Annotated in this window: 23 protein-coding genes; 6 read left to right on the top strand and 17 right to left on the bottom strand. The window is 40.9% G+C overall.

The genetic code is table 11. The annotated features are described in order from the left end of the window. Positions 1-6 precede the first annotated feature (6 nt). Positions 7-1,518: an alpha-N-arabinofuranosidase gene (locus AC787_RS25500; RefSeq protein WP_054027765.1), complete on the top strand. Its 1,512-nt coding sequence runs from the start codon at positions 7-9 to the stop codon at positions 1,516-1,518. A gap of 73 nt (positions 1,519-1,591) precedes the next feature. Here AC787_RS25500 and AC787_RS25495 read toward each other — a convergent pair whose 3' ends face one another. The 8 genes from AC787_RS25495 to AC787_RS25455 form a co-directional block, all read right to left on the bottom strand. Further along, positions 1,592-2,011: a GreA/GreB family elongation factor gene (locus tag AC787_RS25495; protein ID WP_054027764.1), complete on the bottom strand. Its 420-nt coding sequence runs from the start codon at positions 2,009-2,011 to the stop codon at positions 1,592-1,594. A gap of 312 nt (positions 2,012-2,323) precedes the next feature. Continuing rightward, entirely contained in the window at positions 2,324-2,512 is a 189-nt protein-coding gene (locus AC787_RS25485; RefSeq protein ID WP_054027762.1) for a hypothetical protein, read from the bottom strand. Positions 2,513-2,646: 134 nt separating this feature from the next. After that, positions 2,647-2,907: a hypothetical protein gene (locus AC787_RS25480; RefSeq protein ID WP_054027761.1), complete on the bottom strand. Its 261-nt coding sequence runs from the start codon at positions 2,905-2,907 to the stop codon at positions 2,647-2,649. Positions 2,908-3,094: 187 nt separating this feature from the next. Continuing rightward, positions 3,095-3,973 (bottom strand): TolB family protein, encoded by an 879-nt coding sequence (locus tag AC787_RS25475; RefSeq protein ID WP_054027760.1) that lies wholly within the window; start codon positions 3,971-3,973, stop codon positions 3,095-3,097. A 303-nt stretch (positions 3,974-4,276) separates the two neighbouring features. Beyond that, positions 4,277-4,966 carry a metal-dependent hydrolase gene (locus AC787_RS25470; RefSeq protein WP_054027759.1) on the bottom strand — a complete coding sequence of 230 codons (690 nt, stop codon included), beginning with the start codon at positions 4,964-4,966 and terminating at the stop codon, positions 4,277-4,279. A 252-nt stretch (positions 4,967-5,218) separates the two neighbouring features. Next, positions 5,219-5,485: a hypothetical protein gene (locus AC787_RS25465; RefSeq protein ID WP_054027758.1), complete on the bottom strand. Its 267-nt coding sequence runs from the start codon at positions 5,483-5,485 to the stop codon at positions 5,219-5,221. A gap of 173 nt (positions 5,486-5,658) precedes the next feature. Next, a complete protein-coding gene (locus tag AC787_RS25460) occupies positions 5,659-6,375 on the bottom strand; it encodes a hypothetical protein (RefSeq protein WP_054027757.1) in 717 nt (238 codons plus the stop codon). Between the two features lie 121 nt (positions 6,376-6,496). Further along, positions 6,497-7,045, bottom strand: a complete 549-nt coding sequence (locus AC787_RS25455; RefSeq protein WP_054027756.1) for a GNAT family N-acetyltransferase — start codon at positions 7,043-7,045, stop codon at positions 6,497-6,499. A gap of 177 nt (positions 7,046-7,222) precedes the next feature. On the opposite strand from AC787_RS25455, the gene AC787_RS25450 reads away from it, so the two are divergent. Then, positions 7,223-7,438, top strand: coding sequence for an alpha/beta-type small acid-soluble spore protein (locus tag AC787_RS25450; RefSeq protein ID WP_054027755.1), 216 nt, complete (start codon positions 7,223-7,225; stop codon positions 7,436-7,438). A gap of 65 nt (positions 7,439-7,503) precedes the next feature. Here AC787_RS25450 and AC787_RS25445 read toward each other — a convergent pair whose 3' ends face one another. Both AC787_RS25445 and AC787_RS25440 read right to left on the bottom strand, forming a co-directional pair. Continuing rightward, the gene (locus AC787_RS25445) at positions 7,504-8,040 is read right to left on the bottom strand and encodes a GyrI-like domain-containing protein (RefSeq protein ID WP_054027754.1); all 537 of its coding nucleotides are present in this window, start codon (positions 8,038-8,040) and stop codon (positions 7,504-7,506) included. A 49-nt stretch (positions 8,041-8,089) separates the two neighbouring features. After that, entirely contained in the window at positions 8,090-8,614 is a 525-nt protein-coding gene (locus AC787_RS25440) for a GyrI-like domain-containing protein (RefSeq protein ID WP_054027753.1), read from the bottom strand. Between the two features lie 422 nt (positions 8,615-9,036). On the opposite strand from AC787_RS25440, the gene AC787_RS33400 reads away from it, so the two are divergent. Beyond that, entirely contained in the window at positions 9,037-9,225 is a 189-nt protein-coding gene (locus AC787_RS33400; protein WP_082361128.1) for a hypothetical protein, read from the top strand. Positions 9,226-9,315: 90 nt separating this feature from the next. On the opposite strand, the gene AC787_RS25430 is transcribed toward AC787_RS33400, so the two are convergent. From AC787_RS25430 to AC787_RS25410, 5 genes are all read right to left on the bottom strand, one after another. Further along, positions 9,316-10,014: an NAD-dependent epimerase/dehydratase family protein gene (locus AC787_RS25430; protein ID WP_235561115.1), complete on the bottom strand. Its 699-nt coding sequence runs from the start codon at positions 10,012-10,014 to the stop codon at positions 9,316-9,318. Between the two features lie 32 nt (positions 10,015-10,046). Beyond that, positions 10,047-10,931 (bottom strand): hypothetical protein, encoded by an 885-nt coding sequence (locus AC787_RS25425; RefSeq protein ID WP_054027751.1) that lies wholly within the window; start codon positions 10,929-10,931, stop codon positions 10,047-10,049. Between the two features lie 170 nt (positions 10,932-11,101). Continuing rightward, complete coding sequence (locus tag AC787_RS25420) at positions 11,102-11,542, bottom strand: GNAT family N-acetyltransferase (protein WP_054027750.1); 441 nt, start codon at positions 11,540-11,542, stop codon at positions 11,102-11,104. Between the two features lie 270 nt (positions 11,543-11,812). After that, the gene (locus AC787_RS25415) at positions 11,813-12,370 is read right to left on the bottom strand and encodes a GNAT family N-acetyltransferase (protein WP_054027749.1); all 558 of its coding nucleotides are present in this window, start codon (positions 12,368-12,370) and stop codon (positions 11,813-11,815) included. A 315-nt stretch (positions 12,371-12,685) separates the two neighbouring features. Then, positions 12,686-13,591: a cation diffusion facilitator family transporter gene (locus AC787_RS25410; RefSeq protein WP_054027748.1), complete on the bottom strand. Its 906-nt coding sequence runs from the start codon at positions 13,589-13,591 to the stop codon at positions 12,686-12,688. Positions 13,592-13,929: 338 nt separating this feature from the next. On the opposite strand from AC787_RS25410, the gene AC787_RS25405 reads away from it, so the two are divergent. Together AC787_RS25405 and AC787_RS25400 are read left to right on the top strand one after the other, a co-directional pair. Next, a complete protein-coding gene (locus tag AC787_RS25405; RefSeq protein ID WP_054027747.1) occupies positions 13,930-14,181 on the top strand; it encodes a hypothetical protein in 252 nt (83 codons plus the stop codon). Between the two features lie 299 nt (positions 14,182-14,480). Next, positions 14,481-15,275, top strand: coding sequence for a polysaccharide deacetylase family protein (locus AC787_RS25400; RefSeq protein ID WP_054027746.1), 795 nt, complete (start codon positions 14,481-14,483; stop codon positions 15,273-15,275). Positions 15,276-15,337: 62 nt separating this feature from the next. Here AC787_RS25400 and csaA read toward each other — a convergent pair whose 3' ends face one another. After that, the gene (gene csaA / locus AC787_RS25395; RefSeq protein ID WP_054027745.1) at positions 15,338-15,667 is read right to left on the bottom strand and encodes a chaperone CsaA; all 330 of its coding nucleotides are present in this window, start codon (positions 15,665-15,667) and stop codon (positions 15,338-15,340) included. A 322-nt stretch (positions 15,668-15,989) separates the two neighbouring features. Here csaA and AC787_RS25390 point away from each other — a divergent pair, with 322 nt between their 5' ends. Further along, positions 15,990-16,907 carry an aldo/keto reductase gene (locus AC787_RS25390; protein WP_054027744.1) on the top strand — a complete coding sequence of 306 codons (918 nt, stop codon included), beginning with the start codon at positions 15,990-15,992 and terminating at the stop codon, positions 16,905-16,907. 466 nt (positions 16,908-17,373) lie between these two features. On the opposite strand, the gene AC787_RS25385 is transcribed toward AC787_RS25390, so the two are convergent. After that, a complete protein-coding gene (locus AC787_RS25385; RefSeq protein WP_054027743.1) occupies positions 17,374-18,522 on the bottom strand; it encodes a Ger(x)C family spore germination protein in 1,149 nt (382 codons plus the stop codon). Between the last annotated feature and the right edge of the window lie 2 nt (positions 18,523-18,524).

The following is an 18,524-nucleotide window of genomic DNA, read 5'->3' as shown; positions in this document are numbered from 1 at the left end:
TATTCCATGTCTATGAAATCAACAATGCATATTGATAAAAACTTCACGCTCTCCGCAGTCGACCCACGGCTTTATGGATCTTTCATCGAGCATTTAGGGAGAGCCGTATATGGTGGAATTTACGAGCCCGGTCACCCAGCCGCCGATGAAAATGGTTTCCGGCGCGATGCGTTAGAGGCGATTCGCTCTTTGAATGTGCCGATCATTCGTTATCCTGGAGGAAATTTTGTATCCGGCTATAACTGGGAGGACGGCGTCGGACCTAAATCCGAGAGAAAACGTCTCCTTGATCTCGCATGGTGGACAACGGAAACGAATGAAGTAGGAACCAATGAGTTCGCAGAGTGGGCGAAGCTAGTCGGCTCAGAAGTTATGATGGCCGTCAATCTTGGAACTCGCGGCATTGATGCTGCTAGAAACCTTGTTGAATATTGTAACCATCCATCAGGGTCTTACTACAGTGATCTTCGTATCTCTCATGGATATAAAGAACCTCATAAATTTAAAACGTGGTGCTTGGGAAATGAAATGGACGGTCCTTGGCAAATCGGAGCAAAAACAGCTGTGGAATACGGTAGGCTTGCGAATGAAACGGCAAAGGTTATGCGATGGGTAGACCCATCCATCGAGCTTGTCGCATGCGGAAGCTCTTCGAGCGGCATGAGTACTTTCGCGGAGTGGGAAGCAACTGTACTTGACCTAACCTATGATCAAGTCGACTTCCTATCGCTTCATACGTATTACAACAATAACGAAAACGATTCCTCTAACTTTTTAGCTAAGTCGCTTGATATGGATCAGTTCATCTACAGTGTAACAGCCATTTGTGATTACATGAAGGCTAAGAAACGGAGCAAGAAGAAGCTGATGCTCTCGCTTGATGAGTGGAACGTATGGAATTCCATCGGCTCAAGCCGAGCAGAAGAGCTTTGGCAAGTTGCTCCGCCAGAATTCGAGGATGTCTATACACTGGAGGATGCACTTGCCGTAGGCTGCTTCCTTATTACTCTGCTCAAACATGCGGATCGTGTGAAAATGGCTTGTATCGCTCAATTAATTAATGTTATAGCGCCAATTATGACAGAAACCGGCGGGCCATTATGGCTGCAAACGACGTATTATCCTTATCTCCATGCATCGGTGTATGGAAGAGGAACGGTGCTGCATCCGATAATTACATCACCGAAATACGATTCCAAAGATTTCACTGACGTACCTTACTTAGAAGCTATCAGCGTTTTCAATGAGGAGCAAGGTGAAATCACCATTTTTGCCGTCAATCGTCATTTAACCGAAGGGCTTGAACTCGATGTGGATGTTCGCAGCTTCGGCAATGTAAGCATTATCGAGCATCTCGTATTGGAGCATGAGGATTTGAAAGCAAATAATACAAAATTGAACCCAAACAATGTCGTTCCTCATAATCGAGGTACTGCCAAAGCAGATAATGGGAACGTGAAGGCGATGCTTGGCAAAGCTTCATGGAACGTCATTAGACTCCAAACAACAAAAGGCTAGTTCTGCTCTTTCGCTAAGCCTAGACCGCAATAAAACCGCCAAAGCAAACGCTTCGGCGGTTTCTTGCTTGTTTCTATTGAATATGCAGCATTCGCATGCGCATAGCTCCTGCTGGCGTCTCAACGGATACAATATCGTCTCTGCGGCTCATCAACAGCTGCCTACCAACTGGTGAGAGGAACGAAATGCAATTCTGCTCGGGATCTGCATCATTCGGATAGACGATTTTAAACGTATCCGAGGTAGCATCCTCCAAATAAGAAATCGTAACCTCACAGCCTATAAATACGGTTGTCGGCAATCGCTCCTCCGATGATTTCAGCTCATTCTCAATAAACTGTACATATTCCGAAAGCAATTGATAGATTTGCTTGCGCTCTGCTCCTTGCTTAGGCACATGCGCGTCAAGAAATGCGTGTTTCTCTTCACCCAAAACTACGAGTTGAAGCCTCAGCTGATCTCTCAGTCTGTCTAAAGGTAAACTATGGTTCATAGTAGACTTCACCTCCTAAAGACATATTGCGCAGCGGCAATGTTTGGACGATGATTTGCATCATTTGCTGCTTCCTCCTTATAAAAATATAGGCCTCTAAGAGTAGAGGCCTTGCTCTCATATTATCAGACTTCAATAAGAAGTCCAATCTCTTGTTTCTATCGAATAATGCATTGCATTTGCCTAGAATGATTCTATCCTTACTTGTCATTAAAAAGCAAAGAGAGAGCCTTCTCATAGAGGCTCTCTCTTTGCTCATCTTTTATTCCAAGCGGAACGAATGATGGGGATTGTTCCTAAGGTTGCAAAGACTTAAGGTGTCGTGACTTCATCGGTGGTCTCAGGGGCATTATTAACGTCTTCCTCAATCACATTGCTATTGCTATTTCCGTTATTATTGACATCCTTATCATTATTGCAGGCAGAAGCGGTGAAGATAACAACGACGCTCATCATAGCCATCAAAATCAATTTGGCACTCTTTTTCATAGGTTTATTCATGTTAATTCTCCCCTCAACTTGGTTGTATATCATTTCTTAATTAATACTTACCCCCGCTGGGGAATTTTGAATCAACAAAAAAAGACCGGAATCGGTCTCTTTTCTTTGAAATCACCTATGAAAACGATATGAAGTCAATAATAAGATCCTTTACGCATCTCGGTAAAATGAAATAATCCAGTTCGATGATTCGATTCCCTTACCTTGTCGATAATCTCGCACAAGCTTATCATCGTATCCGTATCTTTTGTTGATGAGGCAATCTGATACAAAGTGTTAAAGCTTCCTAAAGCATTCTCTTTATTAACTGCCCCACTCTTTAAATTACTTAGCACTCTTTCACTCTCACAGTTAATAAACCATACAATCCGCTTTCTGAAATTCGAACTACTCATGAGCAACCCTCCGCTGTCAATAAAATGGTACCTGTTTAGTATAGCTTCATGAGTATTAAAACGTTGTCGAAGTAAGAAGTCGAAAAAAATATATTTCACAACAAAAAACCCGTTCCTTCGTGAGAAAAAGCAGGATTAATGTCATGCTACTATAAGCACATATTCGATCTAAATCACTACCAAGCGATTATATAAATTTATAGCTAACAAATGCCAACCGACGGCTATCTGGCGACCAAGAATTCACATTGATCGTACCTTGACCACCAAATAATTCGGCAAGTACTACATAAGGTCCGCCTTTGCTTGGCATTAGACGAATTTCAACATCTTTATTGGCAGGATGATCGTTTGGCTGGACATCACCCTTGCGGTAAGTAATATAAGCAACGGATTCCCCATTAGGAGACACATGTGGAAACCAATTATTGCTCTCATCAAATGTCATTTGAGTCTGCTCGCTTCCATCCACTTTCATCCGCCACACTTGCATCAATCCAGTTCTTGTCGAATTGAACCAAATATGCCGGCCATCTGGCGAGTATTCCGGACCGTCATCCAAACCAGGCGTGTCGGTTAACTGTGTTTCGATCCCGCCGCGAGCCGGAATGCTATAAATGTTGTACTCGCCGTTCCTCTCGGCGCAGTAAGCAAGCGTGCCGCCATCAGGCGACCAGCCGTGCAAATAGCTTGGTGCGAGCGGTGTAATGAGGACGGGCTGACCAGCAGATAACGAGAATACATAAATGCGTGACTTTCCATCCTCCTGCGTGTGATGGCTGACCGCTAATTGCGTATTGTCTGGAGACAGTACATGATCATTGTTGCAATGATTTGCGTACCCCGACTCGATCAACTTGCTTTCACCTGATGCTAGCTCAAATGTGTATAGCAGACCACCGCTGTTATAAATAAGCTGTTTGCCGTCTTTGGTCCAGTTTGGTGCCTCGATCAAATGATTAAATTCAGCCAACACTTTGCGTTCGCCAGTTATCACATCGACCGATTCAAGCATGCTGATTAAGGTGCGCTCTTCATTATTGCGGGATTCTTGTATAACAACCATTCGTATCTACCGCCTTTAATAAGTTCAATTTTAAAAAACTACCTTCATCTACATCATGGCAAGCCATATGTGAACACGCGTTTATTTACACTTAAAAATAAATCCTATTCGATAAAATAGGACTTATTGATCGCTTATCTTGATCATTATGAACAGGTATTAATAGGTACATCATACACATAACGTAAAAATGCTGTCAATCCTTTTTACGTTTATCGTTTTATTTCATACTGACATAACTATAATAAAAACACATGTGACAATGTAAAATACATACCTGTTCATGACAACCACTAAAATAACTTATATTGTTATTTTTTCTCCTGGTTTTAGCACTTTTCCATTAATCCCTCTGTCGTGAAGCTGCTGTACGAAACCTTCAGCCTCTTGTCGAATAACAGGGAAGGTATTGTAATGAACAGGCACAACCAGCTTGGCGTTATACCATACTGCCGCTTGCAAGGCATCCTCTGTGCCCATCGTATAATGGTCTCCTATCGGAATGAAGGCGATGTCAATCGGGTGACGGTCACCAATCATTTTCATATCGCTAAACAATGCTGTATCGCCAGCGTGAAGAACATTTAATCCTTCCATATTTACAATAAAACCGGCTGGCATGCCTCCGTACAAAATCGTTTTATCCTCTTCAACAACAATTCCTGAGGAATGGAACGCTTGCACCATTTTAGCCTTGGCAAATCCCAAATCCAACGTTCCGCCGATATTCATCCCGATCGTTTTTACACCCTTCCAAGACATATAAGCAGCAAGCTCTGGGTTAGCAACAACTGGAGCATCATTGTTTATCGCAATCAAATCAGCATCTAAAATGTGATCCATATGCGCATGGGTGAGAAGTACGGCATCCGTCTTTATCTCCTCCGCTTTCGTAACTGCAAGCACATTTCCTCTAAGAAAGGGATCAATAATAAGGGATTTATCTCCCGCGATCAATTGAATACAAGAGTGTCCATGATAAATAATATCCATAAAAACATCATCCTCCTTCATTATAGTCGAAACCTTCCACTGCCTGATTGCATGTCTAATTATACCGTTTTTCCTTAACGCGTGCGATCACTCGTGCAATGGATGAGTTCTCTTGAATATAGAGCGGCAGCGCATATGCGTCAGGGTATAGTGGGAGTAATAAAAGGAAGGCTAGAAGAATCTGGATAGGAGTGATTTGGAAAAAGTATTAATGGAGGTTGAAATTCAAGTTTGGTGTTTAAATCGATTCGGTTAGAACGTAGATTGTAGTGCGAAAGCTTTGGTATGGAGTGATTGCTTCATAACCATTTGTTTCAATTGCTTCTGTTGAAGCACCGTGGCCTTAGCAAAAAAGGCTTCATCACAAATTAATGCTGCAAGTGTCTCAGTGGCTGCCTTGGCAGCAAGAAACTCATCTTCAAGCAAATAATAAGCAACTTGATAGGCATATACTTCGTGCTGCCTCAGTATGGATGCTTTCCACTGCAGGACACCGTTTCTCATTGTTGTTTTATTCACCGCACCTATTCACCCTCCTGCAGTACCTTTATCGCCATGTTGGATAAATTAACTATACACAACACCTCTTCATCCACCTAGTACCATGTTTCTATAGTACTTGACAAACATAATAAATAAAAAAAGATGACTCCCTTCTTAAAGAGAATCATCCTCGTATAAATGTACACCTATTAAGCCAAAGGCACCCGCTTAGACAAACTCTCAAATTTAATTAAATACGGATTAATTTGTGTTTGAAGACCTTGCAAATACTTAAGTGTTGCTTTGTTCTGTTTCACCAAAGAAGGGTTTTCGTCAAATGTAACGGAATAATGTTTAATAACTTTTCCCTTCATGTATTGAATCGTATGGAATTTACCGTTTTTCCATGTTTCCTTCATTTTCACATTTGTGCCGAGCAATTGAAGATTCATCTTTGCATCTTTGTAATTAAAGCTGTATGCGGGATCATCTTTTACATGAAGTACGGAATAACCTGCTGTGAAACGATCGTTAGCAAACTGACCGAATTGAATCTTATGGGATTGCACAACCCCAAGCGAATTGGTAATCTTCGTGTTCAATGAACCATTGCCTGCCTTTTGGTCATTTTTCCAAGCCCCGTCGTATGTAATTTTTATGCCATCGCTTGAAGAACTCACAAATTTACCTAACCCGCTTCGTTTGCCGTCCACCCAATCTCCTGAATATGTTTTTGATTGGTACCAGCTCATCGTTCCTTTTCCATGCGGTTTACCGTTTTTCAATTGTCCGTAATAAACGACGTTTTTTGAAATTTCAAGAAACTCTTTTTTGGCTGCCGCTTCTACGGTGGTTCCTCCACTTGCTGCTGTAATAACGACGAATACCAAGACCAAACTCAACATAAGAAAAGACAACTTTTTCATTGATCATCACTACCCCATTCTTTGTATGTTTAAATTCATTCTATTAGGCTAATAAACACCATATGCGAATTTGAAACATTTTCCATATTTGAGGACTGCTGTGAGGATCTTTTAGCCACGTTTATTCATCCCTATTCTTATCTTCAGCAACAATCGCATATAGTGCATGATCTTCCCATTTTCCATTAATGTTCAAATATTTTATGGCAAGCCCTTCGTATCGAAAACCTGCTTTTGCAAGAACTCGAATCGATGGCAAATTTCTTGGCATGACTCCCGCTTGAATTCGGTGAAGGCCGAGTTGTGTAAAAGCATAATTGACGCACAATGAAACCGCTTCTGTTGCGTACCCTTTGCCATTATGCTCTTGATCAAGGAAGTAACCAAGATACGTATTTTGAAACGGACCTCGAGCGATGCCCGATAATTCTATTCTGCCAATAAGCTTATTCGTCTCGTTAAGAAACACGCCAAACACAAAACCTTGATCATTTGCCGCAGCTTGTAAGCTTGATTCAATCATTCTTTTCTGTTCATCGATTGTAAAATAATGCTCTGACCGAATAGGCTCAAACGGCTGGAAAAAATGAAAATTCCGTAGTCTAATTGCAAGCAGCTCTTCTGCATCCTTTATTTCTATGGGAGACAGAAATATCTTTTCACCTTTCACTAACCATCACTCCTAAGCTTTTTCATAACGAAACAGCAAATATTTGCTTCATTTAAAACTAATTATACTCATCTTTTTTGGTATTTTAATTTTTCTGAAAAATCTGTTTTTAAACTTGCATACATTTACAATTTACAAACCATAATAACCTTACATCCCATGAAGGAGTGATAAAACATGAGCAGAAGAAACTCGAATACTTTAGTCGTACCGCAAGCAAAAGCAGCAATTGCACAATTGAAAACAGAAGCAGCACAACAATTAGGTGTATCGTTCTCACAAGATGGATACAACGGTAACCTATCGACTCGTGATGCAGGTTCTATCGGTGGATATATTACGAAAAAGCTCGTTCAAATTGCTGAACAACAATTAGGTCAACGCAACTTCTAAACAACAGCCAAAAGGCCCTCCGTTTTCTGGGAGGGCCTTAAATACAGGTAAAGAACGACTACGCGTCACCTAACCTGCTTCTTCCGAACAGGATACAGCATTGTGAAATTGAAGGTCTCGATTTCTGCATAAGGGATCGTCAAGGCGTTATGTGGTTCTAGCGGAACCGTCTCCATACCGAGCACACCATCCTGCTTATCAAGCTCGTAGTCTGGTGTCTGCTCCAGCCATGAGAACATCGCTTCATATACTCTCCACATGCTCGCCTCGTTCCCATAAACGCGGGCACTCGCGCTCAACCCGCCACTTACCTCCAACATCTCAACGCCTTCCGGTACTATGCCGAACTCTTGAACCTCTAGACCGACCCAAAGCGTATCAACTTCCTGGTCCCATTGCTGCTGTGGTATGAAGACAAACGCCGAAGGTTCTGCAGTCAACCGCACATCATCAAGCGGAACATGCTCCATTAACTTGCTCCATGCCACTCGCGTACCGCTCTTGTCAGGCGTCATCCCTGTCCGTACTGCGAGCGCCTTGAATGGCGCTACTTCTACCAGCTCTATCACGATCTCCTCTTGCAGACTAACCTCTCCCTTCATCCTCTTTAACTTTTACAACGCTCACATACCATTCATTCGGTATATCCAATTATTTCAATTCAGTTTCTTTCGCGCGGATTGGGAAATACAGATCAATCTCTGAATTCGAATCATCCGGCTGTGTGTATCGCTGGTCATAAAATTCGAATTCATATTTTCCTGTTCCAATTCCTCCGTCGTATTCGTAAGGGCTGTTCGGAAGTAAGTGTCCCCAGAAATGGCCAAATCCATCGCTGATTCCGTCAAGCGGACCACGAAGAGTTAACACGATATAGCGCGCAGCCGGCACTTCGATAAGGATCATTCCTTCTGGAATGTCGCCGACTTCATTAATTTGGACAGCGGCTGTATAGTCGAACGGAGCACCTGGCGGATTTGATGGGTTTTGCAGCATCAGTCCGAAGCTGCGCCAGCCGAGTTGACCTGAAACTTCAGGAATCCGCTTGCCGAATCGGCCCCACAACTTGGCAATCGTATTCTCCGATGCTGGCAAAGACGAATCAAATTGGATCGTTTCGGTAATGCCTACGACGGTAAAAGCAGGTTTCTCGACGATTTTCGTTTCAATTATCATAATGGTTCAGTCTCCTCTTTTAAAAATTTTTGCTTATAAATAAACAAAAAACGAGTGTTGAGAGTTATGCCTAATGCGAATAGTTTCGCTGTCTCTACTACACTCGTTGTCGGTTCTATCCTTAATCTTCCAAAGCCTAATGTGAATCTATCTAGATTTTTACATAAAAGCACGCCGAATTGCAACAATGACTTCAAAAATGATCATCATAGTGATTATGTGTGCTGCTTGAATGAAAATAGGGAACAAAAAGAAACAGTTCAATTATAACCATTTTTTACCTATCCAAACCACCCGAAAAGGAATTAAAATACAGTTATTGAAACATTGGGGGGCGATAAAGTGAGTAAGCCAAGCCTGTACCACACATCGAAGTTGAAGAGCAGTTTAACAAGAATTTAAGCTGAAAGGAGGAGTAACCGATGGCAAAATCAAAAAGAGGACGTACCTTATGGAAGCTTCCTTCACGCGGCAGGGGCACCTGCCCTACTTGCAGCCGTACTAGAATCAAATTGCTATATCCGAGAGCGACAAAGAGCGGATCTTCGATCACCGTATGCAAACGGTGCTTAAATGCTGAGCAATCACGAGTGGATGCTGTTATTGGATAAAGCAGCAGCATGAGTTGGTACAGCTCCGACATAGGTAAGGCCTCTGATTGTTGTAGAGGCCTTGCCTATTATTTTTCTCCATTCATAGCTTTATGGCAATTTAGCAGCCTTCGCCATATCTTTACTTTCTAATATGGAAGTTTCATACCCATCGTTAACGATGTGAATCATCGCTTTGCCCAGTTCTCTTAACGTAATGACATGCTTCGGAAAAATGGGCCGCAAAACAGGGTACAACCAGGTTAATACCGCATAAAATCGATGGACGTTTTTTAATCCCTTTGTCGGATGTATGTAACCTGGTCTAAACATATAAGCTCCTTTGAATGGCAGCTGCAGCAGATGGTTCTCCGTCTTTCCTTTCACTCGTGCCCACATGCTTTTACCTTGTTCAGTGTTGTCCGTTCCACCTGCAGTGACGTAACAAAAAACCATCTCCGGGTTTAATCCTGAAAGCAGATTGGCTATATATAAGGTTAAATCATAGGTAATCCTGCTGTATTTAGCTTCACTCATGCCTACCGACGATACCCCTAAACAAAAGAAACAGGCATTGTAGTCGCTTAACTGTGATTCAATACTCGATAAATCAAAGAGGTTCGGCTGTACAATTTCCGTTAGCTTCGGATGAGTTACGCCGCAAGGCTTACGATTAATGACTAATACCCGTTCTACATCGGAGTGATTAAGACTTTCATGCAAAACACCTTCTCCAACCATTCCCGTAGCACCAGTAATAATGGCTCTAATCTTCTTTCTTGATAATTGATTGTTAGTAGGCATGGTCATCTCATATCCCCCTCATTCATCAAAACGATAAGTTAACTTAAAGTTTCTTTTCTTTTAACCCGATCTAATGGTATCCGTATAAAATGTGGCATATAACAGTCAGCGGCTTCTTTACCTATCGGATGTCCACTTTCGCAAAATATATTAAAGACGGATGAATCGGAGCCGCAACAGCCGCCTGCTGGCTCTTTCCTCGTATTGAAATATAAACCCTCAATTGGAATGATGACTTCATCCTCTTGAATTTCATTTACTCCGCTCCAAGGAAGCAAATCAGCTCTTATCACCTCATGACCATATACATACGTTGTTGAGCTTGGGAGGAAGCTTTCCATTACTTTAGATGTAATCCCACATAAGTTACCCAAATGACTCAATATGCTTGTCACTAATGCACCACATTCTTTACATATAAATGAAGACCGATGCATATCTACGGTTCTCCAAGATTGATCAAACCTAACAGCGCTCTCATCATAAATCTTCATAAATTCATCGATTATTTCATCAGCAAACACTTTCACTTCTTTAAAATAAGGGATTAAGCCTCTTTCCTCAAAATAAGCAACTCCCCTCCGCTTTAGTATAGGTTTAATATGAATCGTCTGATCATCTAAAATAAGAAACACATTTTCAACTCGATTGGCTTCAATCCATTGATTGATATAATTTAACTCATCCATCATTGGACCCTCAAGCGTTTTCATGAACACATTTAATTCAACTTCATTTTGTTTATACGCGCATGTTCTTGCTAGCTGGATACTGCTCCACATCACTTCCATCATGGCACAAAACTCACTAATAAATATATGTAGATTATCTTTATTTAAACGATCCAACGCATCTAGTGCTCGATCATAATGATATTGGAAACATTTTAATTTAAATTGTAATGCTTCAACGTAATTTTTCATCAGCTTCCCCTCCACTTTATTGCCTGTTCAGCATATTGTTCGTATGGTATAAGAATCATTCTCCTTAACGTTCGTTTTTGTATATCCTTATTCATGTAGTAAAGGCTGCCGTCTAGGTAAAGCCGGCAGCCTTTATTCATGAAATTTGTTTTTCGTTATTTGTGATCTGATTACGTAAAACTATACTTCGCAAGTATTTCCCCCCATGGAGCTAGCCCTGCTTCTCTAAAACCTGATTTTGTATAAAGCTTCCTCGCTTGTTCATTATCTGGCTTATACCCAAGCACGATAACATCAGTCCGATCACTGGTTCTTCTTATTTCATCAATAACGAGTAACATAGCCTTATAAGCATGGCCATGTCCTTGAAATTTGCCATCAATCATAAAGCGGTAAATCCAGTAGTTTCCGTCATCAGGGTCTAGCCCAAACATCGTAAAACCAATCATATCATCATCTTTGTAAATAGCCTTTGTTACAAATCCTTCTAAAAACTGCACTTCTGCGATTGAATAAATGTTAGGTGCAATATATTTTTCTTGCTCTGGTTTCGGTTTAAGCTGAGCACATTCTTCCCAATTACTAAGGTCTAATGCTTGTAGTGTAATCATTTCTGGATTCCTCCTAGTATTTCAGGAAAAACCATGTATTGGATTTTCCTAAGTGATCTCCCTCTCGGACAAAACAATGATTTGAAATAGGACACTTTTCATACCACATCACTCCTTCATTTGGATTTCATGAATATACAATATTCATCATAAACTACTCATTTGCAGCTTGCATAATAAAGAACACCTATAACTGAAGTTTACTGTTCATTACCTTTTTGTGAATCTAAATTATGGCTGCACTTTTGCAAAATCTCTCTAATAAAGGAGTTAATATTCACTTTTCAATTTAGCGAAAATAGCAAGGTCAATATATCTCCCTTTTTCAAACTCATGTTGCCTTAATACACCTTCTTTGTGAAAGCCAAGCTTATTCATTAATTGGACGGACGCTTCATTCTCCGGCTCCACTTTCGCTTCGATTTTATTTACCTTCATAGTCAAAAATCCAAAATGCATGATACACTTCACTACTTCTGTCATAATACCCTTTCCCCAATAGCGCGGGGTTAAGTCATAACCAATCTCTACACGATTATGTATCTTTTCATAGTTCAAAAACCCGCATGTTCCAATCACTTTTTTGGACTCGTTATGTTCAATCATCCATCTTAATCCGGATTGTGCCTTAAAAATCTCATGATACCAATCCATCTCATTTATCGCTTCCTCTGCTGTAATAAATGGTGTGAATGGCATATATTTAACAACTGCCTCGTTTGAATATAGTTCAAAAATATCATCACGATCTTTATCTTCTACTTTCCGTAGTGTGACACGTTCCGTTCTCAAAATCGGAAACCCATTAAATGCAAAACCTGAATTCATATAAATCCCCTTCCTATAACCCCTATCCTCGAGGGGATCAGTGCATCGTTGGAGAACTAAGGATGTTGAACAACCACCAACATAAAAGAAGGGGAATACAACAAGCAATAAGTAATGCGATCACGATAACCTTGCTCATTAATGGTTTCCTCATCTATACCCTCCGTATGTTAATAATACGAACAAAATATTGACGGATGATTAGGAACCTTTGTTGCGTTAAAATGCTCAAATCAAATAGCACATTTTAGGAATGATATAAAAAACGGCTGCCTCAGCACCCGTTTCCCGTTATCGTATCCTATTAACAAACCATTACTCTTTTATAGTATTTTCCTTGTACCATGGATTTAAATGAACCAGAACCTCTTCAACAATTGGGTTTCGCGCTTGGATAACCCGTTTTATTTCCCTGCTAATGTCATGACCCTCTTGTACGCTTAATTCAGCCGGGATCCCTACCCTTACATCCACAATGATGTAATGACCGTGCTCTCTACCCCGGATTCTATCAATTCTCTTCACTTCAGGTATGGACTGAACTAGCTCGGAAATTTGCTCCATGCGATCTTCATCAATATTTTTCTCCATCAATACGTCAATTGAGGTTCTTCCCATTTGAATCGCCAGTTTGAGGACAAAATAGGCTACGATGATTCCCGCGAAGGGATCGCCATATTTTAGAATCTGAATATTATAACGTTCACCAAGCATTGCTAGAGCAATGCCAATAACTGCCGCAAGGGATGCATAAACATCAGCTAAATGGTCATATGCAGTTGCAATTAAGCCGCTGCTATTCGTATTTTTGCCAATACGCATAGTGTAAACGTATAGCCACTGTTTCCATACGAGTGAAATGGCTGCTGCAATGAGGACAAGCAGTGTAGCTTTATGTGGCGGTTCCATCATTGCCAGCACCGAGTGGTAGCCCATGTAGAGCGCAGCAAGGACAAGTACAACGGCTACAATACCCGCTCCAATGACCTCAGCTTTACCGTGTCCATACGGATGATCCTCATCCGGTGGCCGCTTTGAAATCATCATTGAAACCAATGCGGCTGCAGTTGCAAATACATCTCCTGCGTTATGAACGCCATCAGCAATAAGCACTTGGCTGCCAAATAGCAGACCAACAATAAGTTTCATAGCGGTTAATAGAATATTGCTAATTAAGCTGGTCCAAATAGCAAAAGATGATTGCCTGTTTGTTGCTTCCATTTGAGTAGTCAATCTGTGAGCACTTCCTATCTCCTATAGCCTTAAAGGTACCGTGTCATTATACAAAACGATAATCATGTGGGTCTAGAGAAACAGTCTTGCCTTACGTAAGAAATCTTACCAGGCTCCAATAGAGTTTGAATGAACTAATTTTGTTGCACATGCGCAAAACAAACCGAATCTAATTGAAGACTGCGATAAAGCATATAAAAAAAGGCTTCTGTAACTCTACAAATAGCCAATACCTATCTACCCGTCCATTCATAGAATAGTCAATAAGAACCAAATACAGTCAAGCTGATTTATATAGTGATGAAAGAAAGGGATGCTGAGCTTATATGGGATGCGAGTTGGGACGTATCATCATTGAAAGAAATGAAGGCACGATTATTTTTGGGAATGTCGGAAGAATAAACATCAACGTAAAATCGGTATCCGGACAAGGAAGCAGCAGTGATTCTAGCAGCAGTGACAGCGGAAGCGGAAGCAGCAGCAGCAGCGATAATAGCGACTCTAGTCAAGATTCCTCCGATTTAAGATCAATATCGGTTAATCTAACTCGAAAATTCCAAAAAAAGAAGCGTAAGTAAATTTTTGATGCAGCAGCTTTCTTTTTAGAAGCAAGGCATCCAAACAAAGAGACAGCGGAAGCATAAGACTTCGAATAAATAGTCTTAATCTTCCGCTGTCATATCCTGTTCTTTATTTGTCGTTACATATGTCGACTTTTGCGAGATTTTACAACATAGAAACAAGTTAGCCATAATCCTGACATTTCTTTTTTTTACAATGGGTAAGCAGCATAACAAATCCATAAGCCAAAAAATAAAAGGAAAGGGCAAATGAGTCAGCATATTCAAACATCTTAAAGCAAACGAGGAAATAGTTCATGCGAAAGCTTGCCATTTGTATCATTTTATTAATTGTAACGCAATTATCTGCATGCAGCAGCGCTCCAAACCATATCCAAACAACTGTAAATGACTTGGATGTCGAACTCGAAACATCTTTAATTACGGTAAAGCAACCATCCGATATCGATAGCAAAAACGATAAAACGATATATTTAACCTTTGATGATGGTCCATCTTCGGCTACCAATGATATCTTAGATACGTTGAAGTCTTTTCATGCAAAAGCCACATTTTTTATGTTAGAACCTAAAATGCGACAGTCGCCGGAAATCGTTAAACGCATTGTAGAAGAAGGACATGCAGTAGCCTTACATGGTGTTACTCATAATAAAAATCGGTTTTACCGATCTGAAAAATCAGCGCTTGATGAAATGAATCAAGCTCAAAAAACACTTGAGGAGATTACAGGTATTTCTACCGTTATTATTCGTACACCTTATGGCAGTGTTCCTTATTTAACAGATTCTTATAGAAAGGTCTTGAATGACAATGGGTACAAATTGTGGGACTGGAACGTTGACAGCAGCGACTGGTCGATCTCAAGCAAAGATTATATTAAAACGACAATCAATCAAATTCGAAAATTAGAAAAATATGATGTGACCCCTATCGTGCTCATGCATGATCTTCCAGAAACTGCAAAGCATTTAACAAAGCTTCTTACCAGCTTAGCCGACGACGGCTATGTACCGAAAATCATCGAAGCAGATATGGAACCTTATAACTTTAATTGTTATGATCGCTGTAGACGCGTAAACGCTAATAGCTGAACAGGCTGCCGATTAGATCGGCAGCCTGTTCCTTTTTAATAAAATTAGCACGCGCTAAAGCACTACGCAATTGGCGTTCCATTTGCAACAGGCTGATCGGGCTTTAAAAGGACCACATCCCCTTCTGCTGGAGTACCACCAATAACAAGGACCTCGGATTTAAAGCCCGCGATACGTCTAACAGGAAAATTCATGACTGCGACAACTTGACGCCCAATAAGTTGTTCTGAGTCATATCTTTCTGTGATCTGTGCCGAAGAGTTTTTAATACCAAACTCACCGAAGTCGATTTCTAATTTTATTGCTGGTTTTCGAGCTTCCGGAAAAGGTTCTGCTTTAATGACTGTACCAATACGCATTTCTAATTTCATGAAATCCTCAATAGTTGCCAAGGTTGCTACCTCCATTTTTTACAAATTTATTGTTATTAAACTTCTAATCTAGGAACCGTTTCTCCAGAATACCGAATGCGCATTTGTATGTAAATACCAGTACACGAAGAAATGTCCTAGCGATCTCCCTTCGCGCAGTCAAATAAATCATTTTATCCTTTTTGTAAATATTGAAATGCTAAGGACTTATGTGAGACAATCAGAAGGCACAATTAACAAGGAAGGCGTTTACAAAAATCTGTGCAATAACAAATAGATCGCCTTTCTATTTGCGATGAATCCATTAAACAAAGTTAACCAATCACGAAGGAGGACTTAAATCATGAGGACTATGAAACTTGGAAACAGTACACTAGAGGTGCCGGTGATTGCAGTCGGTTGCATGCGTATTAATTCGCTGGACAAGGCCGGTGCTGAACGTTTTGTTCAGACAGCGCTGGATAAGGGTGCGAATTTCTTCGACCATGCTGATATTTACGGCGGTGGAACTTGTGAGGAAATATTCGCAGATGCTATCCATATGAACGATGAAATTCGGGAAAAGATTATTCTACAATCGAAGTGCGGCATTCGTCCTGGCATGTTTGACTTCTCTAAAGAACATATTTTAGATTCGGTAGATGCTATTTTGAAGCGGCTGAAAACCGATTACTTGGACATTTTGCTTTTGCACCGTCCAGATACATTGGTCGAGCCGGAAGAAGTAGCCGAAGCTTTTGATCGCCTTGAAAGTTCGGGCAAAGTACGTCATTTCGGCGTATCCAATCAAACGCCAATGCAGATCCAATTACTAAAGAAATCGGTGAAGCAGCCTCTTGTTGCTAACCAGCTTCAATTAAGCATTACCAACGCTACTATGATTTCGAGCGGATTTAACGTAAATATGGAGAATGATGCTGCTGTGCACCGTGATGGCAGCGTGCTCGATTATTGCAGACTGAACGATATTACTATTCAGCCTTGGTCACCTTTCCAATATGGATTCTTCGAGGGTGTATTTCTTGGAAACGACAAGTTCCCAGAATTGAATCTGAAAATCGATGAAATTGCTGAAAAATATAAGGTTAGCAATACAACGATTGCCATTGCATGGCTTTTGCGTCATCCTGCACATATGCAACCGGTTATCGGTACAATGAATCTAGACCGCTTAAACGATTGCTGCAATGCTACCGAAGTTCATTTGACACGCGAAGAATGGTACGGTATTTATCGTGCTGCAGGAAATATTCTTCCATAAGCTGCAAAAAACTTTCGGTGTGCTATTTTGTATTCTGTTACCACAAAACAAAGCAACCTCAGGTCAAAGGAGACCTGAGGTTGCTTTATTAGGATGGCGTGTTTGTCTAATAGTCTTGCACCTAAATTAAGGCTATCGCAAGAAGAGTGAACAGTGATAGAGCCAATATATTATTTCTACGATCAAACCCAAACCATTGAGACGTTCGTACCCCATCCGATGTCCGTAAATATACGTTATTCCTATCAACATTAACGATAACACCATCAAAGCATTGCCCATTTCGAGTATGAACGCGTACTCTGCAATTCATATTCCTTCTACTAAAATGATACATTTCCTCCAATTAAGCTCACCCCTCAATATCATGTTCCTCCTATTCTATGAATAGAGATGGCTTCATGACTGTGCTCTTGTTACAAGAGTTATGAGGAATAACACTTTGGTCTCAACATGACTAAACCGTTTAATTTTTTGTCCCCTTATATTTCCCCGTATTCAATAGATTGATATTAATTTTTATTTCTCCGAGAGAATCATTTTTCAAGAAGAAGGCATCGCTGCCGGACAAACGCCGAAACTCCAAGGGTGACGAACGATAGAGCGACTCTCTGAGATGAAACGGATCGATATTTTGCTTAATCGCTTTGCGGTAGGTGCTCGTAATTTCTTTGCGGATGGCATCAGCTGCACGATCCTTCAAATGGTTCATTGTAACGTCTTGCATAAGCTCTATCACATAGCCATTTGCTTCAACTTCAAGATTAAAGCGAGTTTCTCCATTCACCTTTACGGGACTAATCCGCATTTTTGGGGAAGAGAACTCAATTACAGCAGCGGGTGAGCCATGGGCAGAAACTTTAAGCGGTATACGCTTAAGTCCTTTTTCGGCCCATCTAATCCCTTGCAGATCCCGTACTGACATCCAGCCAATCATCTTATTCTGCTTGAAGAAATAACCGCCCGACAACGCAAACATCGGCTTTGCTTGTTTGTCTTCCATCCAATCATTTGTATCAAGATCAATGGAAGGAATCATTGCCGGCTCTCCCGGCTCATTCAAATCCGCTATGACTCGATTCACAGTAACGGGTAAAATTACCGAAATCGGTGAGCTCATTTGAGTTGCCGTAAACATAATCGTCTCAAGAGGTGATAAATTCAGAATCGATTTCTGGACTAAAATATCTGGAATCTCCCGCTTCGTTCCATAGATGAGAATATTGTAGCGCACTTCCCGATAGCGATTAATTGCGCTATACACATCGGTGACACTCTTCTTAAGCACCGCTTCTGTCATTACGACAGCTTTTACATGCCCCCAGAATACTTGTAGCTGAGCTGTTCTGCTTATGTCAGTAAGCGCTAATGCCACCGTTTCCCCCTCCCCTTTACCAACCCAAACCGGGACAGGTTGTCCAAGCGTAACTTGTTCACTATGCGAGATATTTGAAAAATTCAATATTTGCGCATAGGCAATCCATTTTCCATCTTTAAAATCAATGCCAATAGCCGTTGCATAAGCCATGTTTTGTATTTCCGGCGTGCCTGTGCAACCATTCAAAATCAATATACTACTGCACAGAAGCAAACTTATTGCCCGGAAAATATACATAG

Origin of the sequence: Bacillus sp. FJAT-28004, assembly GCF_001280845.1 — a bacterium.
GTDB lineage: Bacteria > Bacillota > Bacilli > Paenibacillales > Paenibacillaceae > Pristimantibacillus.
Note: the sequence above shows the minus strand (reverse complement) of the source record. Positions and strands in the feature narration are given on the sequence as shown.